At 65.2% G+C, this 15,656-nt stretch carries 14 protein-coding genes and 1 pseudogene; 7 read left to right on the forward strand and 8 right to left on the reverse strand.

The window, feature by feature from the left end:
- Nucleotides 1-85 precede the first annotated feature (85 nt).
- Nucleotides 86-994, reverse strand: a complete 909-nt coding sequence (locus AB5Y70_RS00275; RefSeq protein WP_045523440.1) for a LysR family transcriptional regulator — start codon at nucleotides 992-994, stop codon at nucleotides 86-88.
- Nucleotides 995-1,240: 246 nt separating this feature from the next.
- On the opposite strand from AB5Y70_RS00275, the pseudogene AB5Y70_RS00280 reads away from it, so the two are divergent.
- Nucleotides 1,241-2,466 (forward strand): annotated as a pseudogene (locus AB5Y70_RS00280) (MFS transporter).
- Between the two features lie 7 nt (nucleotides 2,467-2,473).
- On the opposite strand, the gene AB5Y70_RS00285 reads toward AB5Y70_RS00280, so the two are convergent.
- Nucleotides 2,474-2,935 (reverse strand): hypothetical protein, encoded by a 462-nt coding sequence (locus AB5Y70_RS00285; RefSeq protein WP_045523445.1) that lies wholly within the window; start codon nucleotides 2,933-2,935, stop codon nucleotides 2,474-2,476.
- Between the two features lie 150 nt (nucleotides 2,936-3,085).
- Here AB5Y70_RS00285 and AB5Y70_RS00290 point away from each other — a divergent pair, with 150 nt between their 5' ends.
- Complete coding sequence (locus AB5Y70_RS00290) at nucleotides 3,086-3,994, forward strand: S-adenosyl-l-methionine hydroxide adenosyltransferase family protein (protein ID WP_039041304.1); 909 nt, start codon at nucleotides 3,086-3,088, stop codon at nucleotides 3,992-3,994.
- A 265-nt stretch (nucleotides 3,995-4,259) separates the two neighbouring features.
- The gene (locus tag AB5Y70_RS00295) at nucleotides 4,260-6,155 is read left to right on the forward strand and encodes a PhoX family phosphatase (RefSeq protein WP_049637032.1); all 1,896 of its coding nucleotides are present in this window, start codon (nucleotides 4,260-4,262) and stop codon (nucleotides 6,153-6,155) included.
- 224 nt (nucleotides 6,156-6,379) lie between these two features.
- Here the strand turns inward: AB5Y70_RS00295 and AB5Y70_RS00300 are convergent, their stop codons facing one another.
- Entirely contained in the window at nucleotides 6,380-8,329 is a 1,950-nt protein-coding gene (locus AB5Y70_RS00300; protein ID WP_045523449.1) for a MacB family efflux pump subunit, read from the reverse strand.
- 2 nt (nucleotides 8,330-8,331) lie between these two features.
- The gene (locus AB5Y70_RS00305; RefSeq protein WP_045523451.1) at nucleotides 8,332-9,492 is read right to left on the reverse strand and encodes an efflux RND transporter periplasmic adaptor subunit; all 1,161 of its coding nucleotides are present in this window, start codon (nucleotides 9,490-9,492) and stop codon (nucleotides 8,332-8,334) included.
- Between the two features lie 148 nt (nucleotides 9,493-9,640).
- Between AB5Y70_RS00305 and AB5Y70_RS00310 the strand changes: the two genes are divergently transcribed.
- Both AB5Y70_RS00310 and AB5Y70_RS00315 read left to right on the forward strand, forming a co-directional pair.
- Nucleotides 9,641-10,321, forward strand: coding sequence for a response regulator transcription factor (locus AB5Y70_RS00310; RefSeq protein ID WP_010672948.1), 681 nt, complete (start codon nucleotides 9,641-9,643; stop codon nucleotides 10,319-10,321).
- Nucleotides 10,322-10,335: 14 nt separating this feature from the next.
- Nucleotides 10,336-11,655 carry an ATP-binding protein gene (locus AB5Y70_RS00315; RefSeq protein WP_202608037.1) on the forward strand — a complete coding sequence of 440 codons (1,320 nt, stop codon included), beginning with the start codon at nucleotides 10,336-10,338 and terminating at the stop codon, nucleotides 11,653-11,655.
- Between the two features lie 89 nt (nucleotides 11,656-11,744).
- Here AB5Y70_RS00315 and AB5Y70_RS00320 read toward each other — a convergent pair whose 3' ends face one another.
- The 3 genes from AB5Y70_RS00320 to AB5Y70_RS00330 all read right to left on the reverse strand — a co-directional run bounded on the left by AB5Y70_RS00320 (nucleotide 11,745) and on the right by AB5Y70_RS00330 (nucleotide 13,157).
- Complete coding sequence (locus AB5Y70_RS00320) at nucleotides 11,745-12,155, reverse strand: DUF6515 family protein (RefSeq protein WP_043155330.1); 411 nt, start codon at nucleotides 12,153-12,155, stop codon at nucleotides 11,745-11,747.
- Between the two features lies 1 nt (nucleotide 12,156).
- The gene (locus AB5Y70_RS00325) at nucleotides 12,157-12,450 is read right to left on the reverse strand and encodes a hypothetical protein (RefSeq protein ID WP_041214573.1); all 294 of its coding nucleotides are present in this window, start codon (nucleotides 12,448-12,450) and stop codon (nucleotides 12,157-12,159) included.
- Nucleotides 12,451-12,596: 146 nt separating this feature from the next.
- Nucleotides 12,597-13,157, reverse strand: coding sequence for a carbonate dehydratase (locus tag AB5Y70_RS00330; protein WP_010672952.1), 561 nt, complete (start codon nucleotides 13,155-13,157; stop codon nucleotides 12,597-12,599).
- Nucleotides 13,158-13,378: 221 nt separating this feature from the next.
- On the opposite strand from AB5Y70_RS00330, the gene AB5Y70_RS00335 reads away from it, so the two are divergent.
- Nucleotides 13,379-14,020 carry a ribonuclease gene (locus tag AB5Y70_RS00335; protein WP_043155327.1) on the forward strand — a complete coding sequence of 214 codons (642 nt, stop codon included), beginning with the start codon at nucleotides 13,379-13,381 and terminating at the stop codon, nucleotides 14,018-14,020.
- 203 nt (nucleotides 14,021-14,223) lie between these two features.
- On the forward strand, nucleotides 14,224-15,270 hold the full coding sequence (locus tag AB5Y70_RS00340) for a nitronate monooxygenase family protein (RefSeq protein ID WP_043155325.1): 1,047 nt from the start codon (nucleotides 14,224-14,226) through the stop codon (nucleotides 15,268-15,270).
- A gap of 193 nt (nucleotides 15,271-15,463) precedes the next feature.
- Here the strand turns inward: AB5Y70_RS00340 and AB5Y70_RS00345 are convergent.
- The coding region (locus AB5Y70_RS00345; RefSeq protein ID WP_368175894.1) for a hypothetical protein at nucleotides 15,464-15,656 on the reverse strand (193 nt) is incomplete at its 5' end.

The following is a 15,656-nucleotide window of genomic DNA, read 5'->3' on the forward strand; positions in this document are numbered from 1 at the left end:
GGCCCCGTTATCAAAGGAAAAAACAGCGGCGGACTCTAACATGGTTCGTTGCGAAGAAAGTGCCCCGTATGGGGGGCATACCCGCTCAATCCCTGTGCGTTTGACAGGGGGGGGCGGAGGGCTGGGTCTGCTGCAGGGGCTGGAACACCTCCTCCAGGGCTGCCACCAGGGCGCGCATGCGGCCCGTCTTCTGCACATCCGGGTGCAGCACCATCCAGATGTCGATGGGATCGTGCTGGTCAGGCAGCAGGCGCACCAGGGCGGGATCCTCCTCGGCGAGGAAGGTGGAGAGCAGGGCGATGCCGAGCCCCTGCCGGGCGGCGGCCATCAGCACCAGCTGGGCATTGCTCTGCAGGACCACGTTGGGTTCGTGGAGCGGTTCGCCGCACAGACTCAGCCAGTGACGGGCCACCAGCTCTTTGGGAAAGAGCAGCAGGTCGTGCTCTTGCAGTGCCTGACCCGAACGGGGCGTGCCCCGTCTGGCCAGGTAGTCGGGAGAGGCGTAGAGCCCCATCTTGATGGTGGCGAGCCGTTTGACCACGAGATCTCCCTGCTCGGGACGCACGCTGCGAATGGCGAGATCCGCCTCCTGATTGGGGATGTCGCTCACGCTGACGGCGGTCAGCAACTTGAGGCGGATACCGGGGTGGCGCTGGCGCAGCAGGGTGAACGCGGGCAGCACGAAGCCCTGGGCCAGGGTATCCGTGGTGGCGATGCAAAGCTCCCCTTCCAGCTCCCCCAAGCTCGCGGTGCGCATCATGGCCAGGGCCGCCTGCGCCATGGCCTCGGCCTGGGGCAGCAGCGCTTCCCCCAGAGGGCTGGGGCGATAGTGTCTTGGGGTGCGGATAAACAGCTTGGCCCCCAGCTGCTGCTCGAGCAGGGTGATCCGCCGCCCGACGGTGGCCTGATCCACCCCGAGCTCGAGTCCGGCCTGCCGCAGACTGCCCCGCCGTGCCAGGGCCAGGAAGAAGCGGGCATCGTCCCAGTTGATCATGCTTGCTCCTCACTCAAGCAGAACGCCCGATTGGCGCCGCAATATTAGATGCCAGCGGGGATGGCAGCACAAGGGGATAGACCGGGTCCGGTGCGTGCCTGCGGCTCCCCGGCCAAGGGCGCGTGCCACCCCGACGTGATGCAGGATTGAGTCGGCGTGATGCAGAACTGCCGCAGTCCGGAGTGGGCGGGATCGCTATGATGTCGCTCCCGATTGCGGTTTCATTCGTCTGCCACTGGAGTGTCCATGTCTGTCTCAAGCGTCCCGGCTTGCGAGCCAGGTCAGGTTGTCCATCCTCGTCTACGCTGGTTTCTCTCCCTCGCCCTGATGTCGGCCCTGCTCAACAGCAGCGTGCCTACCCCGCTCTATCCCCATTACCAGGCGGCGCTGGCTCTGAGCGATCTCGGCCTCAGCCTCATCTATGGCGGCTATGCGGGGGGCGTGCTCATCGCCTTGTTCGGGGTGGGCAACCTGGCAGGACGAGTGGCGGATCTGCGCACCCTGATCCTGCCTGCCCTGGTGGCGGTCGGGGGCGGGGCCCTACTCTTCTCCCTGGCCGACAGCTTCTGGGCCCTTTTGCTGGCGCGGCTGCTGGCCGGGATTGGCACGGGCAGCCTGACCGGCGCCGCCAATGTGGCGCTGCTGCGTTTTGGCCCCAGGGATGGGGGCAAGCGGGCGGCGCTTAGCGCCACATTGTCTTTCACCGCCGGGCTGGCCCTTGGCCCCGTGTTCAGCGGGCTGGCGCTGCAGCAGGATCTCTACCCGACCACGCTGCCGTTTTTGCTGATCCTGGGGATGGCGGCCTGCGCCATCGGGGGCTGGTGTTGAGCTGGCCCAAAGGGGTGAGGGCGACGGAGGCCGCCCCGAGCGGGCAGGGGGGCGGATCCCTGGGGGAGGGGCTCAGGGCCACGGGGGCCGGGTTCTTCCTCTGCGCTCTGGCGCTCTTCACCGCCTGGGCGGTGGCGGCCAGCTTGCTGGCCATGGGTCCCAAGGTGGTGAGCGAGATGCTGGGCATGACGGATCTGGGGCTGTTCGGCTATCTCGTCGCGGCCTATCTGGTCTTCTCCGGGCTTTGCCAGCTCTGGGCCCGTCGCCTCGATGCCCGCCATACCCTGCAAAGTGGCGTGCTGGCCCTGGCGCTGTGCGTGCTGCTCTTTGCCGGGGCCGTTCACGGCCTGCCCAGCTGGCTGGCGGGACTCGGGCTGCTGGTGGCGGGCTATGCCCAGGGGGCCGTGTTCGTGGGCAGTGCAACCCTGATCAATCGCATCGCGCCCCCGGCCAGCCACGCGCGGCTGCTCTCCCTCTTCTATGTGATCGCCTATGTGGCGAACTGGGTACCCGTGTTGCTGGGCTGGGTGAGCGACGGGGCCGGTCTTGGCGTCGCGCTGGATCTGCTCTTCGTCGGCAGCACCCTGACAAGCCTGGGGCTGGCCTGGGCGGTGTCTCGGCGGCGCTTCGAACCCGCTGTGTGACAAGGCATCACCCATCGACCAGGACGACGCTCCCGGCATCCAGGTGGTGCATCCACTCCCGCAGGATCAGCAGGGCGGCGGCGATGCGCTTCTCCCTCGGCAACTGAGCCGATGCCAGGGGATCCCCCTCCACCATGGCGGCAAGCTGGCCGAACAACCGCTCTATGTTTTCCCGGCTCTGCACCCGGTTGCCGAGCACCTCGGCCAGGGGCTCCGGGCTTTGCAGGTGCAGCACGGGGTGGGGCGGGATCCGTGCCGCGAGGGGCATCAGCACATCCTCCACCACCATGATGGCCTGCTCAAGCTCCAGGGGCGTCGGCGGATCCCGGCGAAAGGGCCCCGGGGTCAGAGCATCGAGCCCCAGTGTCAATGCAAATGTCTGGCTGGTGCCATCGGCCGCGGTGAGCGCGACCTGGCTTCGGGTATTGCCCAGGCTCAGCAAAATGGTGTCGTGATGCTCTCTGGTCATCTGGTGTGCTCCCGGCGTTGGATGCCCCATGGATACACCCGCACGGGGCGGATTGGCGAGTCATTTCGCCCCCCATTCGGGCATCAGGGGTTGCATAGATTCCCATGAGTGGCAATCTGGACGTCCAAACGTCTTTAAAGGAGCCCTGACATGGATATTCGTATCGTCCCCCGCGCCCTCGTGCTCGCCCTCTCTCTGGTGGGGGCTAGTGCCCTTGCCAACGAGGCCCTGGTGTTCCAGACCGACTTCGGTCTCAAGGATGGCGCCGTCTCGGCCATGAAGGGGGTCGCCTTCGGGGTGGACCGCACCCTGCCGCTCCATGACCTGACCCACGAGATCCCGGCCTACAACATCTGGGAAGCCTCCTACCGCCTCTATCAGACCCTGCAATACTGGCCCGCGGGCACCGTCTTCGTCAGCGTGGTGGACCCCGGTGTCGGCACCGAACGCAAGTCGGTGGTACTCAAGACCAGGAGCGGCCACTACATCGTCAGCCCGGACAACGGCACCCTGACCCTGGTGGCGGAGCACTTCGGCATCGAGGCGGTGCGCCAGATAGACGAGAAGACCAACCGCCTCAAGGGCTCCGAGAAGTCCTACACCTTCCACGGCCGCGACGTCTACGCCTACACCGGCGCGCGCCTCGCCTCCGGTGCCATCAGCTTCGAGCAGGTGGGGCCCCTGCTGCCCGCCGAGGTGGTGACCATCCCCTATCAGCCCGCGGTGGCCGAGCAAGACGGTACCCTCAAGGGCACCATTCCGATCCTGGACGTGCAGTACGGCAACGTCTGGACCAATATCGACGACAGCCTGCTGACCAAGGCGGGTATCCACAAGGGGGACAACGCCTGCATCAGGATCAGCGAAGGGGATGCGCTGAAATACGAGGGCAAGGCTCCCTACGTCAGCAGCTTTGGCGATGTGCCGGAGGGCCAGCCCCTGGTCTACCTCAACAGCCTGTTGCAGGTGTCGGTGGCGCTTAACATGGACAGCTTCGCCGCCAAACATCAGGTGCAATCCGGCGCCAACTGGCATATCAGCCTGAAGAAGTGCGGCTAGAGGCTGCCAGCTGTCAGCGGGTGCTTCCGGTACAAACGGGCATAGCAGTCTGAAGAAGTGCGGATAGGGTTCAACCCTTCTGTCGGCGACATGTCTTTCGGGGCGGTGGGACTCCTGTCCACCGCCCCTTCTCTTTGGCGGTGGCGTCTTGCCGGGCCAGCCAGTTATCTCATCATTTGTCATCCTCGTTTAATAAAGCGCTGCCATGCTGTGGCCGGACGCCGTGATGACGCAATGATTGCGCCGAGATAACAAGGAAAAGCCGATGAGCCGTTTTGACGAGAGAGACAGTGCCAACCACCCCCGCGATCAGGAGCCGGCGTTCAACCGCCTCATCGAGGCGGTCCTGAGCCGCCGTGGCTTCCTCAAAGGGGTGGGCGCCGCCAGCATGGTGGCCTTCTTCGCCGCGAGCCCCGTGGCCCAGGCCGTGGCCGCCGCCACCCGGCCGCTGCTTGGCTTCCAGGCCGTGCCCGCCTCGGTGGCCGACACCATAGTGGTGCCGACCGGCTACAAGGCCGAGGTGCTGATCGCCTGGGGAGATGCCCTCTTCCCCGATGCCCCCGCCTTTGCCCAGGGCAATGACGCCAAGGCCCAGGCACGCCAGTTTGGCGACAACAACGACGGCATGAGCTTCTTCTCCCTGGGCCCGGATCGCGCCCTGCTCGCCGTCAACAACGAATACACCAACTACGAATACCTGTTTGAAGATGGTGGCAAGACCCTCAGTGCAGAGGCTGTCGCCAAGGCCCAGGCGGCCCACGGGGTTTCCCTGGTGGAGCTGGTGCGCATCGATGGCAAGTGGCAGGCCAACCCCAGGGGGGCCCTCAACCGCCGTATCACCGCCACGACCCCCATGACATTGAGCGGCCCGGCGGCGGGCCATGCCCTGCTCAAGACCCAGGCCGATCCCGAGGGGCGCACCGCCCTTGGCACCTTCAACAACTGCGCCAATGGCCAGACCCCCTGGGGGACCTACCTCACCTGCGAGGAGAACTTCAACGGCTACTTCGGCAGCGAGGGCAAGCCGGTGCTGGACCAGCGCGCCGCCCGCTACGGCCTGGCCGCCGAGGATGCAGGCTTTGGCTGGCACAAATTTGACGAGCGGTTCGATCTCGCGAAGCATCCCCAGGAGCCGCACCGCTTCGGCTGGGTGGTGGAAATCGATCCCCGCGATCCCGCCTCCACCCCGAAGAAGCGTACCGCCCTTGGCCGCTTCAAGCATGAGAATGCGGCCTTCACCGTCAACCAGGATGGCCGCGCCGTGGTCTACCTCGGCGATGACGAGCGGGGGGAGCACATCTACCGCTTCGTCTCGAAGAACAAGGTGGCGCCGGGCAATGACCCCGCCAACCGGGATCTGCTGGACGAGGGCACCCTCTATGTGGCCCGCTTCGAGGCGAGGGAGGGGGAGCTCAAGGGCACCGGCCAGTGGCTGCCCCTGGTACACGGCGAGCATGGTCTGACCCGGGAGAACGGCTTCGCCGATCAGGGGGAGGTGCTCATCTTCGCCCGGGAAGCGGCGACCCGGCTCGGTGCCACCACCATGGACAGGCCCGAGTGGGTGGCCGTGCATCCCCACAGGGCCGAGGTCTACTGCACCCTGACCAACAACAAGAACCGCGGCCTCAAGGAGAACCAACCTCTCGATGGCGCCAACCCCAGGGCCGAGAACCCCTATGGCCAGATCATCCGCTGGCGCCCGATGGGGGACGCTCACGGGAGCGACAGCTTCGAGTGGGATCTCTTCCTGCTGGCGGGCAACCCTGGCGTGCACAAGGAGGGGCTGATGGCGGGCAGTGCCAACATCCATCCGGACAACATGTTCAACAGCCCGGACGGCATCGGCTTCGACGAGGCGGGGCGGCTCTGGATCCAGACCGACGGCGACTACTCCAACGAGAAGCAGTTTGCCGGCATGGGCAACAACCAGATGCTGTGCGCCGATCCCGCGAGCGGCGAGGTGCGCCGCTTCCTGACCGGCCCTGTGGCCTGCGAAATAACGGGCCTCACCTTCACGCCTGACTGGCGCACTCTGTTCGTCGGGGTGCAGCACCCGGGTGAGGAGGGGGCGCCCTCCCATTTCCCGGACGGCGGCACCGCCATTCCCCGCTCCGCTGTGTTGCGGATCACCCGGGACGATGGCGGCATCATCGGCGCCTGATGGCCCGGGGTAACCGACTGGCCCGTGATGACAAAAGCCGCCTTCGGGCGGCTTTTTTTGTGGGTGTGGCGGGCGGGAGACAAAAAAAGACCGGGTACGGGACCCGGTCAAAGAACCCGCGCATTCAGGGAAGAAGTGCGGGCGTTCAGGCTTGGTGGCGGGGCCGGGCATCGGCCCCCGATCCGGTGTCGGGGTGAGTGGCGTCACCCCGGCGTCAATGCGGGCTATTCGCGCTCCAGTGCGTGGATGGGATCCAGCCTGGCGGCCCGGCGGGCCGGGGCGAAGCCGAATATTACCCCGATCAGGCTGGCGCAAAGGCAGGCCACCCCCATGGCGGCAAGGGAGTAGCTCATCCGGACGCCGCTGCTGAAGTGGTCGAACAGTTGGCCCAGCACCAGGGAGAGGGCGATGCCGAGCACGCCCCCCAGCAGGCAGATCAGCACGGCTTCAATGAGGAACTGCTGCTGGATATCCCGGGTCCGGGCGCCGACCGCCATCCGCACCCCTATCTCCCGGGTGCGCTCGGTGACCGAGACCAGCATGATGTTCATCACCCCTATGCCCCCGACGATCAGGGAAATGAGGGCGATGAGAGCGATCAGCGTGGTCAGGGTGGCGCTGGTCTGGCTGATGGTCTGGCGGATGCTGTCGGTGTTGAGCAGGAAGAAGTCCTGGCTGCCGTGGCGCAGGGTGAGCAGGCGGCTGATGCCATCCTGGGCGGCGTCCAGGCTCACCTCGTCCCGCACCCGCACACTGATGCTGCGCAGATGGCTCTGCCCCAGCAGGCGGCTCATGGCGGTGGTATGAGGGATCCAGACGTTGAGGGTCTCGTCGCTGCCAAAGCCGCTCTGGTTCTTGATGGCGACCCCGATCACCCGGCAGGGCAGATCCCCCAGCAGGATCACCTGGCCCAGGGGGGACTGGGTCGGGGCGAACAGCTTGTCCCGGGTGTGCTCGTCGATCACCACCTCCTGGGCCAGGCTCTCCTCGCTCTGGCGATCAAAGCCCATGCCCTGGGCCAGGCGATAGCCCCTGACCTGGAAGAACTGGGCGCCGACGCCGTTGATGGTGCCGGAGACGGCGGTGCTGCCAAGGCGCAGGGTGGCGCTGGTGCTGAGGCTGGGGGTGACGCTGTGCACGTAGTCCAGCCGGGCGATGGCCTCGGCGTCCCCGATCCGCAACGTCTGTATGGTAGCGGAGCGCATGTCCCCGAAGCCGCGGCCGGGGAACACCTCCAGGGTGCTGGTGCCCATGGCGTTGATGTTCTCCAGCACCCGCTCCCGGGAGCCCTGGCCGAGGGCCACCACGGTCACCACCGAGGCGATACCTATGATGATGCCGAGCATGGTGAGAAAGGTGCGCAGACGCTGGGCAACCATGGCCTTGAGGGCCATCTGCAGGGCATTCCCGAGCCCCGCCATCCGCGGGGTCTTCCCCCTGGCGGACGTCTTGGTGGCGGCCTGGGTCGCCTGGGGAAGGGCCTGTGGCTCGCGCGTGCGGCGATCGGCGATCACCCGGCCATCTTTCAGTTCGATGATCCGCTCGGCGTGGCGGGCGATGTCCATGTCGTGGGTGACGATCACCAGGGTGTGGCCCTGGCGATGCAGAGCTTGAAGGCTCGCCATCACCTCGGCGCCGCTCTGGCTGTCGAGGGCCCCGGTCGGCTCGTCGGCCAGGATCACCTCGCCGCCGTTGATGAGGGCCCGGGCGATGCTGACCCGCTGCTGCTGGCCGCCGGAGAGCTGGCTTGGCTTGTGTTCGAGCCGGCTGGCGAGGCCGAAGCGGGTCAGCAGGGCCTCGGCCCGCTGGCGTCGCTCGGCCGGATCCAGACCGGCGTAGAGGGCGGGCACTTCCACATTGGTGCGGGCATCGAGATCCGCCAGCAGGTGATAACGCTGGAAAATGAAGCCGAAGTGCTCCCGGCGCAGGGCGGCGAGCTCGTCCCGGCTGAGGGTGGCAGTGTCGCGCCCGGCCACCAGATAGGCCCCCTCGCTCGGCTGATCCAGGCAGCCCAGCAGGTTCATCAGGGTGGATTTGCCGGAGCCCGAAGCGCCGACGATGGCCACCATCTCTCCACGGGCGATCGCCAGATCGATGCCATCGAGCACGGTGACGGTGCGCTCACCCTCTTTGAAGTGGCGGCGGATGCCCCGCAGTTGCAACAAGGCGCCCATGGTCACATCCCCATGGGGGGCGGCATGCCCCCGGCGGCGTTGCTCTGGCCTGCGCTCACTTCGCTGACGATGACCCGCTCACCGGCGCTCAGGCCCGACAGGATCTGGGCATCCACCTTGTTGTTCAGGCCGACCTTGACCCGGCGCAGGCTGATCCGGCCTCCGTCGTCGATCACCCTGACCTGATCCCCCTGCAGGGCGATGGCCGGGATCACCAGCGCATCTTTGAGCCGGGCGACCACCAGATAGACCTGGGCCGTCATGCTGATCCTGAGCTGACCGTCCTGGTTGGGCACCTCGAACAGGCCGTGATAATAGATGGCGCTGCTGTCGCTGCTGCTGGTGGTGGTGTCGTCGTCATTGATGGTGTCGGGGGCGGGCTCGATGGCCCGCAGGGATCCCTCGAAGCGGCGCTGGCTGTTGCCAAGAATGGTGAAATAGACCGGCATGCCGACCCGGACGTTGATGACGTCGGCCTCGGAGATCCTGGCCTCCACCGTCATGGTGTCGAGCTGGGCAATCTTGAGCAGGGTAGGGGTGCTCTGGCTGGCGTTGAGGGTCTGCCCCTCCTCCACCGGCATGGCCACCACGGTACCGGAGAGGGGGGCCAGGATCCGGGTATACCCCAGGTTGACCCGGGCTGTGTCCACCGCGATCTCGGCCTGCACCCGCTGGGCGTTGAGGGCCCGGATATCGGCCAGGGTCTCGTCCAGGGTCGCCTTGGCGCTGTCATGGTCGGCCGTGCTGCCAAGGCCTCTTGCGACGATCTGCTGCTGGCGCTGGTATGCGAGGCGAGCATTGCGAAGGGTGGCCTCTTTGGAATCCAGCTGGGCCTGGAGGTTGTCGCGCTGGGCCAGGGCATCCTTGAGGGCGTTCTGCTGGGGCAGATCGTCTATCTCGACCAGCAGCTCCCCCTGTTTGACCTCCTGCCCCAGAGTCACGTGCAGTTTCTTGATCTGGCCCGACACCTGGGCGCCCACGCTCACCTGCTTGCGCGCCTTCAGGGTGCCGTCCGCCATGATGAGCTGCTCCAGATCCCGGGTCTTTGCGCTGGCGGTGATGTAGTCGCTGGCGGGTGCCTTGGCCTGGGGGCGCCAGGCCAGCAACAGGGCGAGGGCGCACAGGGGCAGCAGCCAGAAGAGACGAGGGGAGAACGTGGGCATGACAACCTGTATCCTGAATGACGATCACGGCGGCACTCTACCCCAGAGCCGGGTTAAGGCTCTTTGCGCCAAGCGTAAGGGTTTCGTAAAAATGGCTGCCAAGTGCGTGGCAAGCGGCGAAAATGGCCGCCGACAAGGGAGACCGCATATGAAGATCCTGCTGGTGGATGACGATGCCGAACTGGGCGCCATGTTGAGTGAATACCTGGGGGGAGAGGGGTTTGATACCACCCAGGTGCTGACCGGAGGGGAAGGTGTTCACCATGCCCTCTCCGGCCGTTACAGCGCCCTGCTGCTGGATGTGATGCTGCCCGACTTGAGCGGCACCGAGGTGCTGCGCCAGGTGCGCCAGCGCAGCCGCCTGCCGATCATCATGCTGACCGCCAAGGGGGACAACGTGGATCGAGTGGTGGGACTGGAGATGGGGGCCGATGACTATGTGCCCAAACCCTGCTACCCCAGGGAGCTGGTGGCCCGGCTGCGGGCCGTTCTGCGGCGGGTCAACGAGGGGGGGAGCGCAACCCCCTCGCCGGATGCCCTCATCCTGGGGGATCTGACGGTCACCCCGGCCAACCGGGTCTGTCTCTGGCAGGGGGAGCCGCTGGAGCTGACCGCCACCGAGTTCAACATGCTGGTGTTGCTGGTGCGAGCACCGGAGCAGGTGGTCACCAAGGACACCCTCTCCCTGCAAGGGGTAGGGCGCCCGAGGGAGGCCTATGATCGCAGCGTCGATGTGCACATCTGCAACCTGAGGCAGAAACTGCAGCAAAAAGCGGGGGAGGCCGTCACCATAGAGACGGTGCGCAGCATAGGGTACAAGATACGGTGATCCTCAAGGGACGTTTGTTCTGGAAGATTCTGCTGGGGTTTTGGCTGGCCATCGTGCTGGTCAGCCAACTGCTCTGGCTCGGTTTTCGTGCCGAGCGTGACCCCCCGGAAGAGCACCTGGCCCAGCAGTTGGCGAGCCAGCATCTGGAGATGGCGGCAGCCGTGCTGGCAAAGGGGGGAATCGAGGCTGCGACGGCATTGAGCCAGGCCATGTCGCCGCCGTTGCTGCAGATAACACTCCTCGATGTCTCCGATGCGCCTCCCCGGCCAGCGCCCCGGGCATCCAGGTTGACAGCCTCCGGGGAACCTGGCCCGGGCAGCGTGCTGACACGCACCGTGATTGCCAGCGACGGGCAGACCTATCTGCTGCAGACCAGAGCGGACCCGCGCGTCCTCCCCGGCGGGCCGGCCCCCGGCCCCCTCTCCTGGCTCAACATTCCTCCGCCCATGCTCTGGATTGGCGGCCTGGGGGGACTCTTGTTCAGCATTCTGTTCGCCTGGCACCTGACCCGGCCCATGAACGCCCTGCGGCGCAGCTTCGATCGGGTAGCCAGGGGGGATCTGGGGGTCAGACTCTGGCCCGCTCTGCGCTGGCGCCGGGACGAGCTGACGGAGGTGGCGAAGGAGTTCGATCTCATGGTGGAGCGGTTGCAGCAGTTGGTCGAGGGGCGCGAGCAACTGCTTCACGACGTCTCCCACGAACTGCGATCCCCCCTGGCCCGCATCCAGATGGCCATCGGCCTGGCGGAGCAGCGCCCAGAGAAGGCGAGCGACGCCCTGGCGCGGATCCGGCTCGAGACGGAGCGGATGGACAGGATGATAGGGGAGCTGCTGACCCTCTCCCGTGCCGAGCAGGGCCACGGGCTTGAGCAGAGCCACTACGACCTGCTGGCGCTGGTGGAGACGGTTGTCCAGGATGCCAGGTTCGAAGCCCAGCAATCCGGAGTCGAGATAGGGCTCGAGGCGGCGCTGGGGGAGGGTTGTCTCCTGCTGGGGCATGCCGAGCTGGTGCGCCGCGCCGTGGAGAACGTGGTGCGCAACGCCCTGCGTTTCTCGCAGTCGGGCCAGATGGTGAATGTTCGCGTGCTGCGCCTGGGCCAGGAGGTGCAGCTCTCCATCGCCGATCGGGGGCCCGGGGTGGAGGAGGGGAAGCTGGCGGGGATCTTCGACCCCTTCGTACGCATCGGCTCACCCCGCATGGGCAAGGGCTACGGGCTCGGGCTCGCCATCGCCCGCAAGGCGGTGATTCTACAGGGCGGTACCATCCAGGCGCGCAATCGCGCACAGGGGGGGCTGAGAGTGACCATGACGCTGCCCCTGTATGACCCGTCCTGAGGTACGCGGCTCAGACCTGAGTGGGGTAAAACCCCGGTAATGAAAGAGGGGGCCAAGGCCCCCTGCTCGTATCTGTTCCACCGTGCGATTCAGCGCAGCGCCGCTGGCGGCGGCACCTCGGTGTAGCGCCCGTCTATTTCTCGCAGGTAGTAGTGACCCTCCCTGACGTAATAGCGGCGGCCATCCAGATCCAGGGGGATGAGCCCTGTCTCTGCCACCACCAGGACCTGAGGAGGTGGGGAGACCACCACATAGTGGTTCTCCTGCCGACGGTAGAAGATGCCGTCGAGCACATAGTAGGTGAGCCCGGCCAGCAGCAAGGTTTCCACCCCTCCCGGCAGCCGGTCGACGCGGTGGCCGAAGCCGGGACCAGCCCCATGGCCGTACTGCGGGGCAGGGCTCTCCCATCCGCCCGGTCTGCTCATGTTCCCCGGACCCGCCATGGCGGGCAGGGCGATGGCCATGGCAAGCAGCCAGAGTGAAGGGCGGTGCAGACTCATCTCACTGCCCCTTGAGCGGTGCACCGGCGGGCTGGGGTTTGAGTGGCTGGGGCGGCAGTTCGCGCACGCTGACCGTGACCTCATAGCGGGTATCCGGCTTGGCGGCATCAATGTTTTTGGACAGCGCCTGGACCAGGACCTGGGGATCCGCACCCTGCTTGCTGGCGTGATAGAGCACTGAGGGGGGCGGTGTCATGGGGCCTCCCTGGCGGGCGCCCATCGGGGGCGGCATCTCGCCGGCATGAAGGAGCGTGGTGCCCAGCAGAAGGGCAAGGGCGACAGGATAGCGTGACATGATGATGACTCCATTGATGGGAACGCCCCCATCAAACGCGACGCGTGCGCCCGGCTCAACCACCTTTACACCCTCTTTTCGCCCTCTTTACAGTTGTGACAACGGGCGCCGTGGCGCCCGTTGTGTGTCGTGAACCGCTCGCCGGATCAAAACTCGTTGGAGAGCGCCTTGTAACCCCTGACCAGGTCGATATTGGTGTGAGCCACATCCTCGGAGAACTCGGTGGCGTCCACGGTGACGCGCGGGATCTGCGCCAGATCGCTCTGCTGGTTGATGCGGGTGGTGGAGGGGACATAGAAGCCGGGGGGAATATCGCAGCCATCGACCACGGAGTTGTGGCGCACCACGGACCCTTCGCCGATGTGGCAGTTGAACAACACGCTGTTGAAGCCGATGAAGACCCGGTTACCCACTTCGCAGGGGCCGTGGACGATGCTGCGGTGGGCGATGGAGCTGAACTCGCCGATGGTGACGGCAGCGCCGGATTTGGAGTGGATGACGACGCCATCCTGAATGTTGGAGTTGGCGCCGATGACGATGGGTTCCATGTCACCACTCTCGTCCACTTCGTCTGCGCGGATCACGGCATAGGGGCCGACAAACACGTTCTCCTTGATGATCACCTTGCCACAGATGATGGCGGTCTTGTCGATATAGGCGGATTCGTCGATAACGGGCAGGTGACCTGAGGGATTCTTGCGGATCATGTTACGTCCTGTTGCTGATGAAATCGGGGAAACGTGGCGCGTCATGAAGGCCCGCCGGAGAGCCAGCTTACGCCTCTGATCCGGCAGGGGAAACCTTTTACTGGTCTGACCCACAGTGAGTAAGGCCATTTTGAGCGATTGTTCTTTGACTCCCTGTTATGGGAGCATGAGGGCGCAAAATGGGGCGCCACCGGGTGCAAAGAGATGAGGGGGAACGAGAGATGAAGCAGGTCATGGTATGGCTGGTGGGGTCGCTGTTGTGGATCTCCGCCGCCCAGGGCAAGGGCCATGCGGGGGAGTTTGACTATTACGCCATGGCACTCTCCTGGTCGCCCGAGCATTGCGCCATCAAGCCAGGGGATCGGGAGCAGTGCGCCCGCAAGCTGGGGTTCGTGCTGCATGGGCTCTGGCCCCAGTATCAGCGCGGCTACCCCGCCAGCTGCACCCGCGAGCGGTTGGATGCGGATATGGAGCAGCAGTTTGCCGGGCTCTACCCCAGCCGCTTCCTCTATCGCCATGAATGGGAGAAGCACGGCACCTGTTCCGGGCTGAGCCAGGAGGCATTTCACCAATTGGCCAGCGATCTGCGCCAGAAGGTGAAGATCCCGGCCGCCTATCAATCGCCGGAAGAGCCGCTGCGCAAAAACAGCTTCCAGCTCAAGGCCGATCTGTCGAGCGCCAACGAGTGGCTGGCCCCCGATAACATCACGGTGGCCTGCGCTGATGGGGGCCGCTTCCTGCGGGAGATCTACATCTGCATCAACAAGCAGGGGACGGATGCTGTTCCCTGCTCCGACGAGATGCAGAAGCGGGAGCGCCGCTCCTGTGGCCAGCCGGACTTCCTGCTGCGCAGCGTGCGTTGACACTTCACGTTCGGGCCCTTCGCGGGCCCGATGTGCCATGAACCTCAAGGAGCCTGATGGATGAAAGCGAAGACAGGATGTCTGGCCGGGAACTGGACAGGCGATATGGCCAGACGACGTGTCAGCACGTCAGGTGCGCTATGCCGACTCAACCCGCCTCTGGCGCACAGGCAGACTCACCATCAGAAACAGGAAACCATCATATGACGCTCTTTGCTGAACTGGGGATGCGCTATCCCGTCATTCAGGCCCCCATGGCGGGCGTGCAGGACAGCGCCCTGGCGATGGCGGCGACCAGTGCGGGGGCACTGGGCTCCCTGCCTGCCGCCATGCTGAGTGGTGCCGATCTGCGCAAGGAGCTGAGTCGCCTCGCCGCCAGCGGGCCGGGCCCATACAACATCAACTTCTTTTGCCATCGGCAGCAGGAGCCGGAACCAGCAGCGGAGCAGCGCTGGCGCCAGGTACTGTTACCCTATTACGCCGAGTTCGGGGTGGATGCCGCTGCGCCGTCGCGAGCCCCCTCTCGGGCCCCCTTCAATGACGAGCATGCGGCCCTGCTTGCAGAGTTCAGACCTGCCGTGGTCAGTTTCCACTTCGGCTTGCCCGAGCCCGAATTGCTTGCCCAGGTAAAAGCCACAGGCGCAAAAGTGTTTGCCAGCGCCACCACGGTGGCAGAAGCGCAGTGGCTTGCTGACCACGGAGCCGATGCCGTCATCGCCCAGGGGATGGAGGCGGGTGGCCATCGCGGTCACTTCCTGAGTGAGGATCTCAGCTTGCAGCAGGGCACCTTTACCCTTCTGCCACAGGTAGTGGCAGCAGTAGCGATCCCGGTTATCGCTGCAGGAGGCATAGTCGATGGAAAGGGCATCAGAGCCGCCCTTGCTCTGGGAGCGAGCGCAGTCCAGGTGGGAACGGCGTTCCTCTGCTGCCACGAGGCGACGACCTCACCCCTGCACCGTGCGGCGCTGCTGGGGAGGCATGGCCAACACACCGCACTGACCAATCTGTTCAGCGGCCGTCCGGCGCGGGGCATAGTCAACCGCTTGATGCGGGAACTCGGCCCCCTTTCGGTGCTGCCGCCAGACTTCCCGTATGCCAGCGGCGCATTGGCTCCGTTGCGTGCCGCAGCCGAAAAGGCGGGTGACAGCGGTTTCTCGCCACTCTGGGTCGGGCAGAATATATCGGGTTGCCGCTCCATGGCGGCAGCCGAGCTGATCGCTGCCTGGGTTGCTGAGGCAGGACTGGTTTGAGCGTCACTTTGCGATTCTCTTCCTTTATATATGGATTGATATGGTCAGCAACCCTTCGAACAGGAGACGGGCAGAGAGGAACGGGAGGTAATAGGGTGCAGAATGAGCCCTTTCTGGGCTTACCCTGTGGGTAAGTCTGTATAAAAACTGTGTTTTGATATGAATAACTAAGGATTGGCATTTTTTTGCAATTTTATTGCGATGAGAGCTTGCCAATGTGATCTATGTCTCTATAATGCGCCTCCATCGACAGGGCAAGCGGCAACGCAAAGCCTGAGTCGATAGCCTCGGAAAGCCTTTGAAAATAAGGCTTGACTCGAGAAGGCGGTTGAGTAGAATGCCACTCCCGCAGCAGCCAAAAGCTGCGTCGCTCTTTAACAATTTGA

Origin of the sequence: Aeromonas sp. s1(2024) (assembly GCF_040908005.1) — a bacterium.
Classification (GTDB): Bacteria; Pseudomonadota; Gammaproteobacteria; order Enterobacterales; family Aeromonadaceae; genus Aeromonas; species Aeromonas caviae.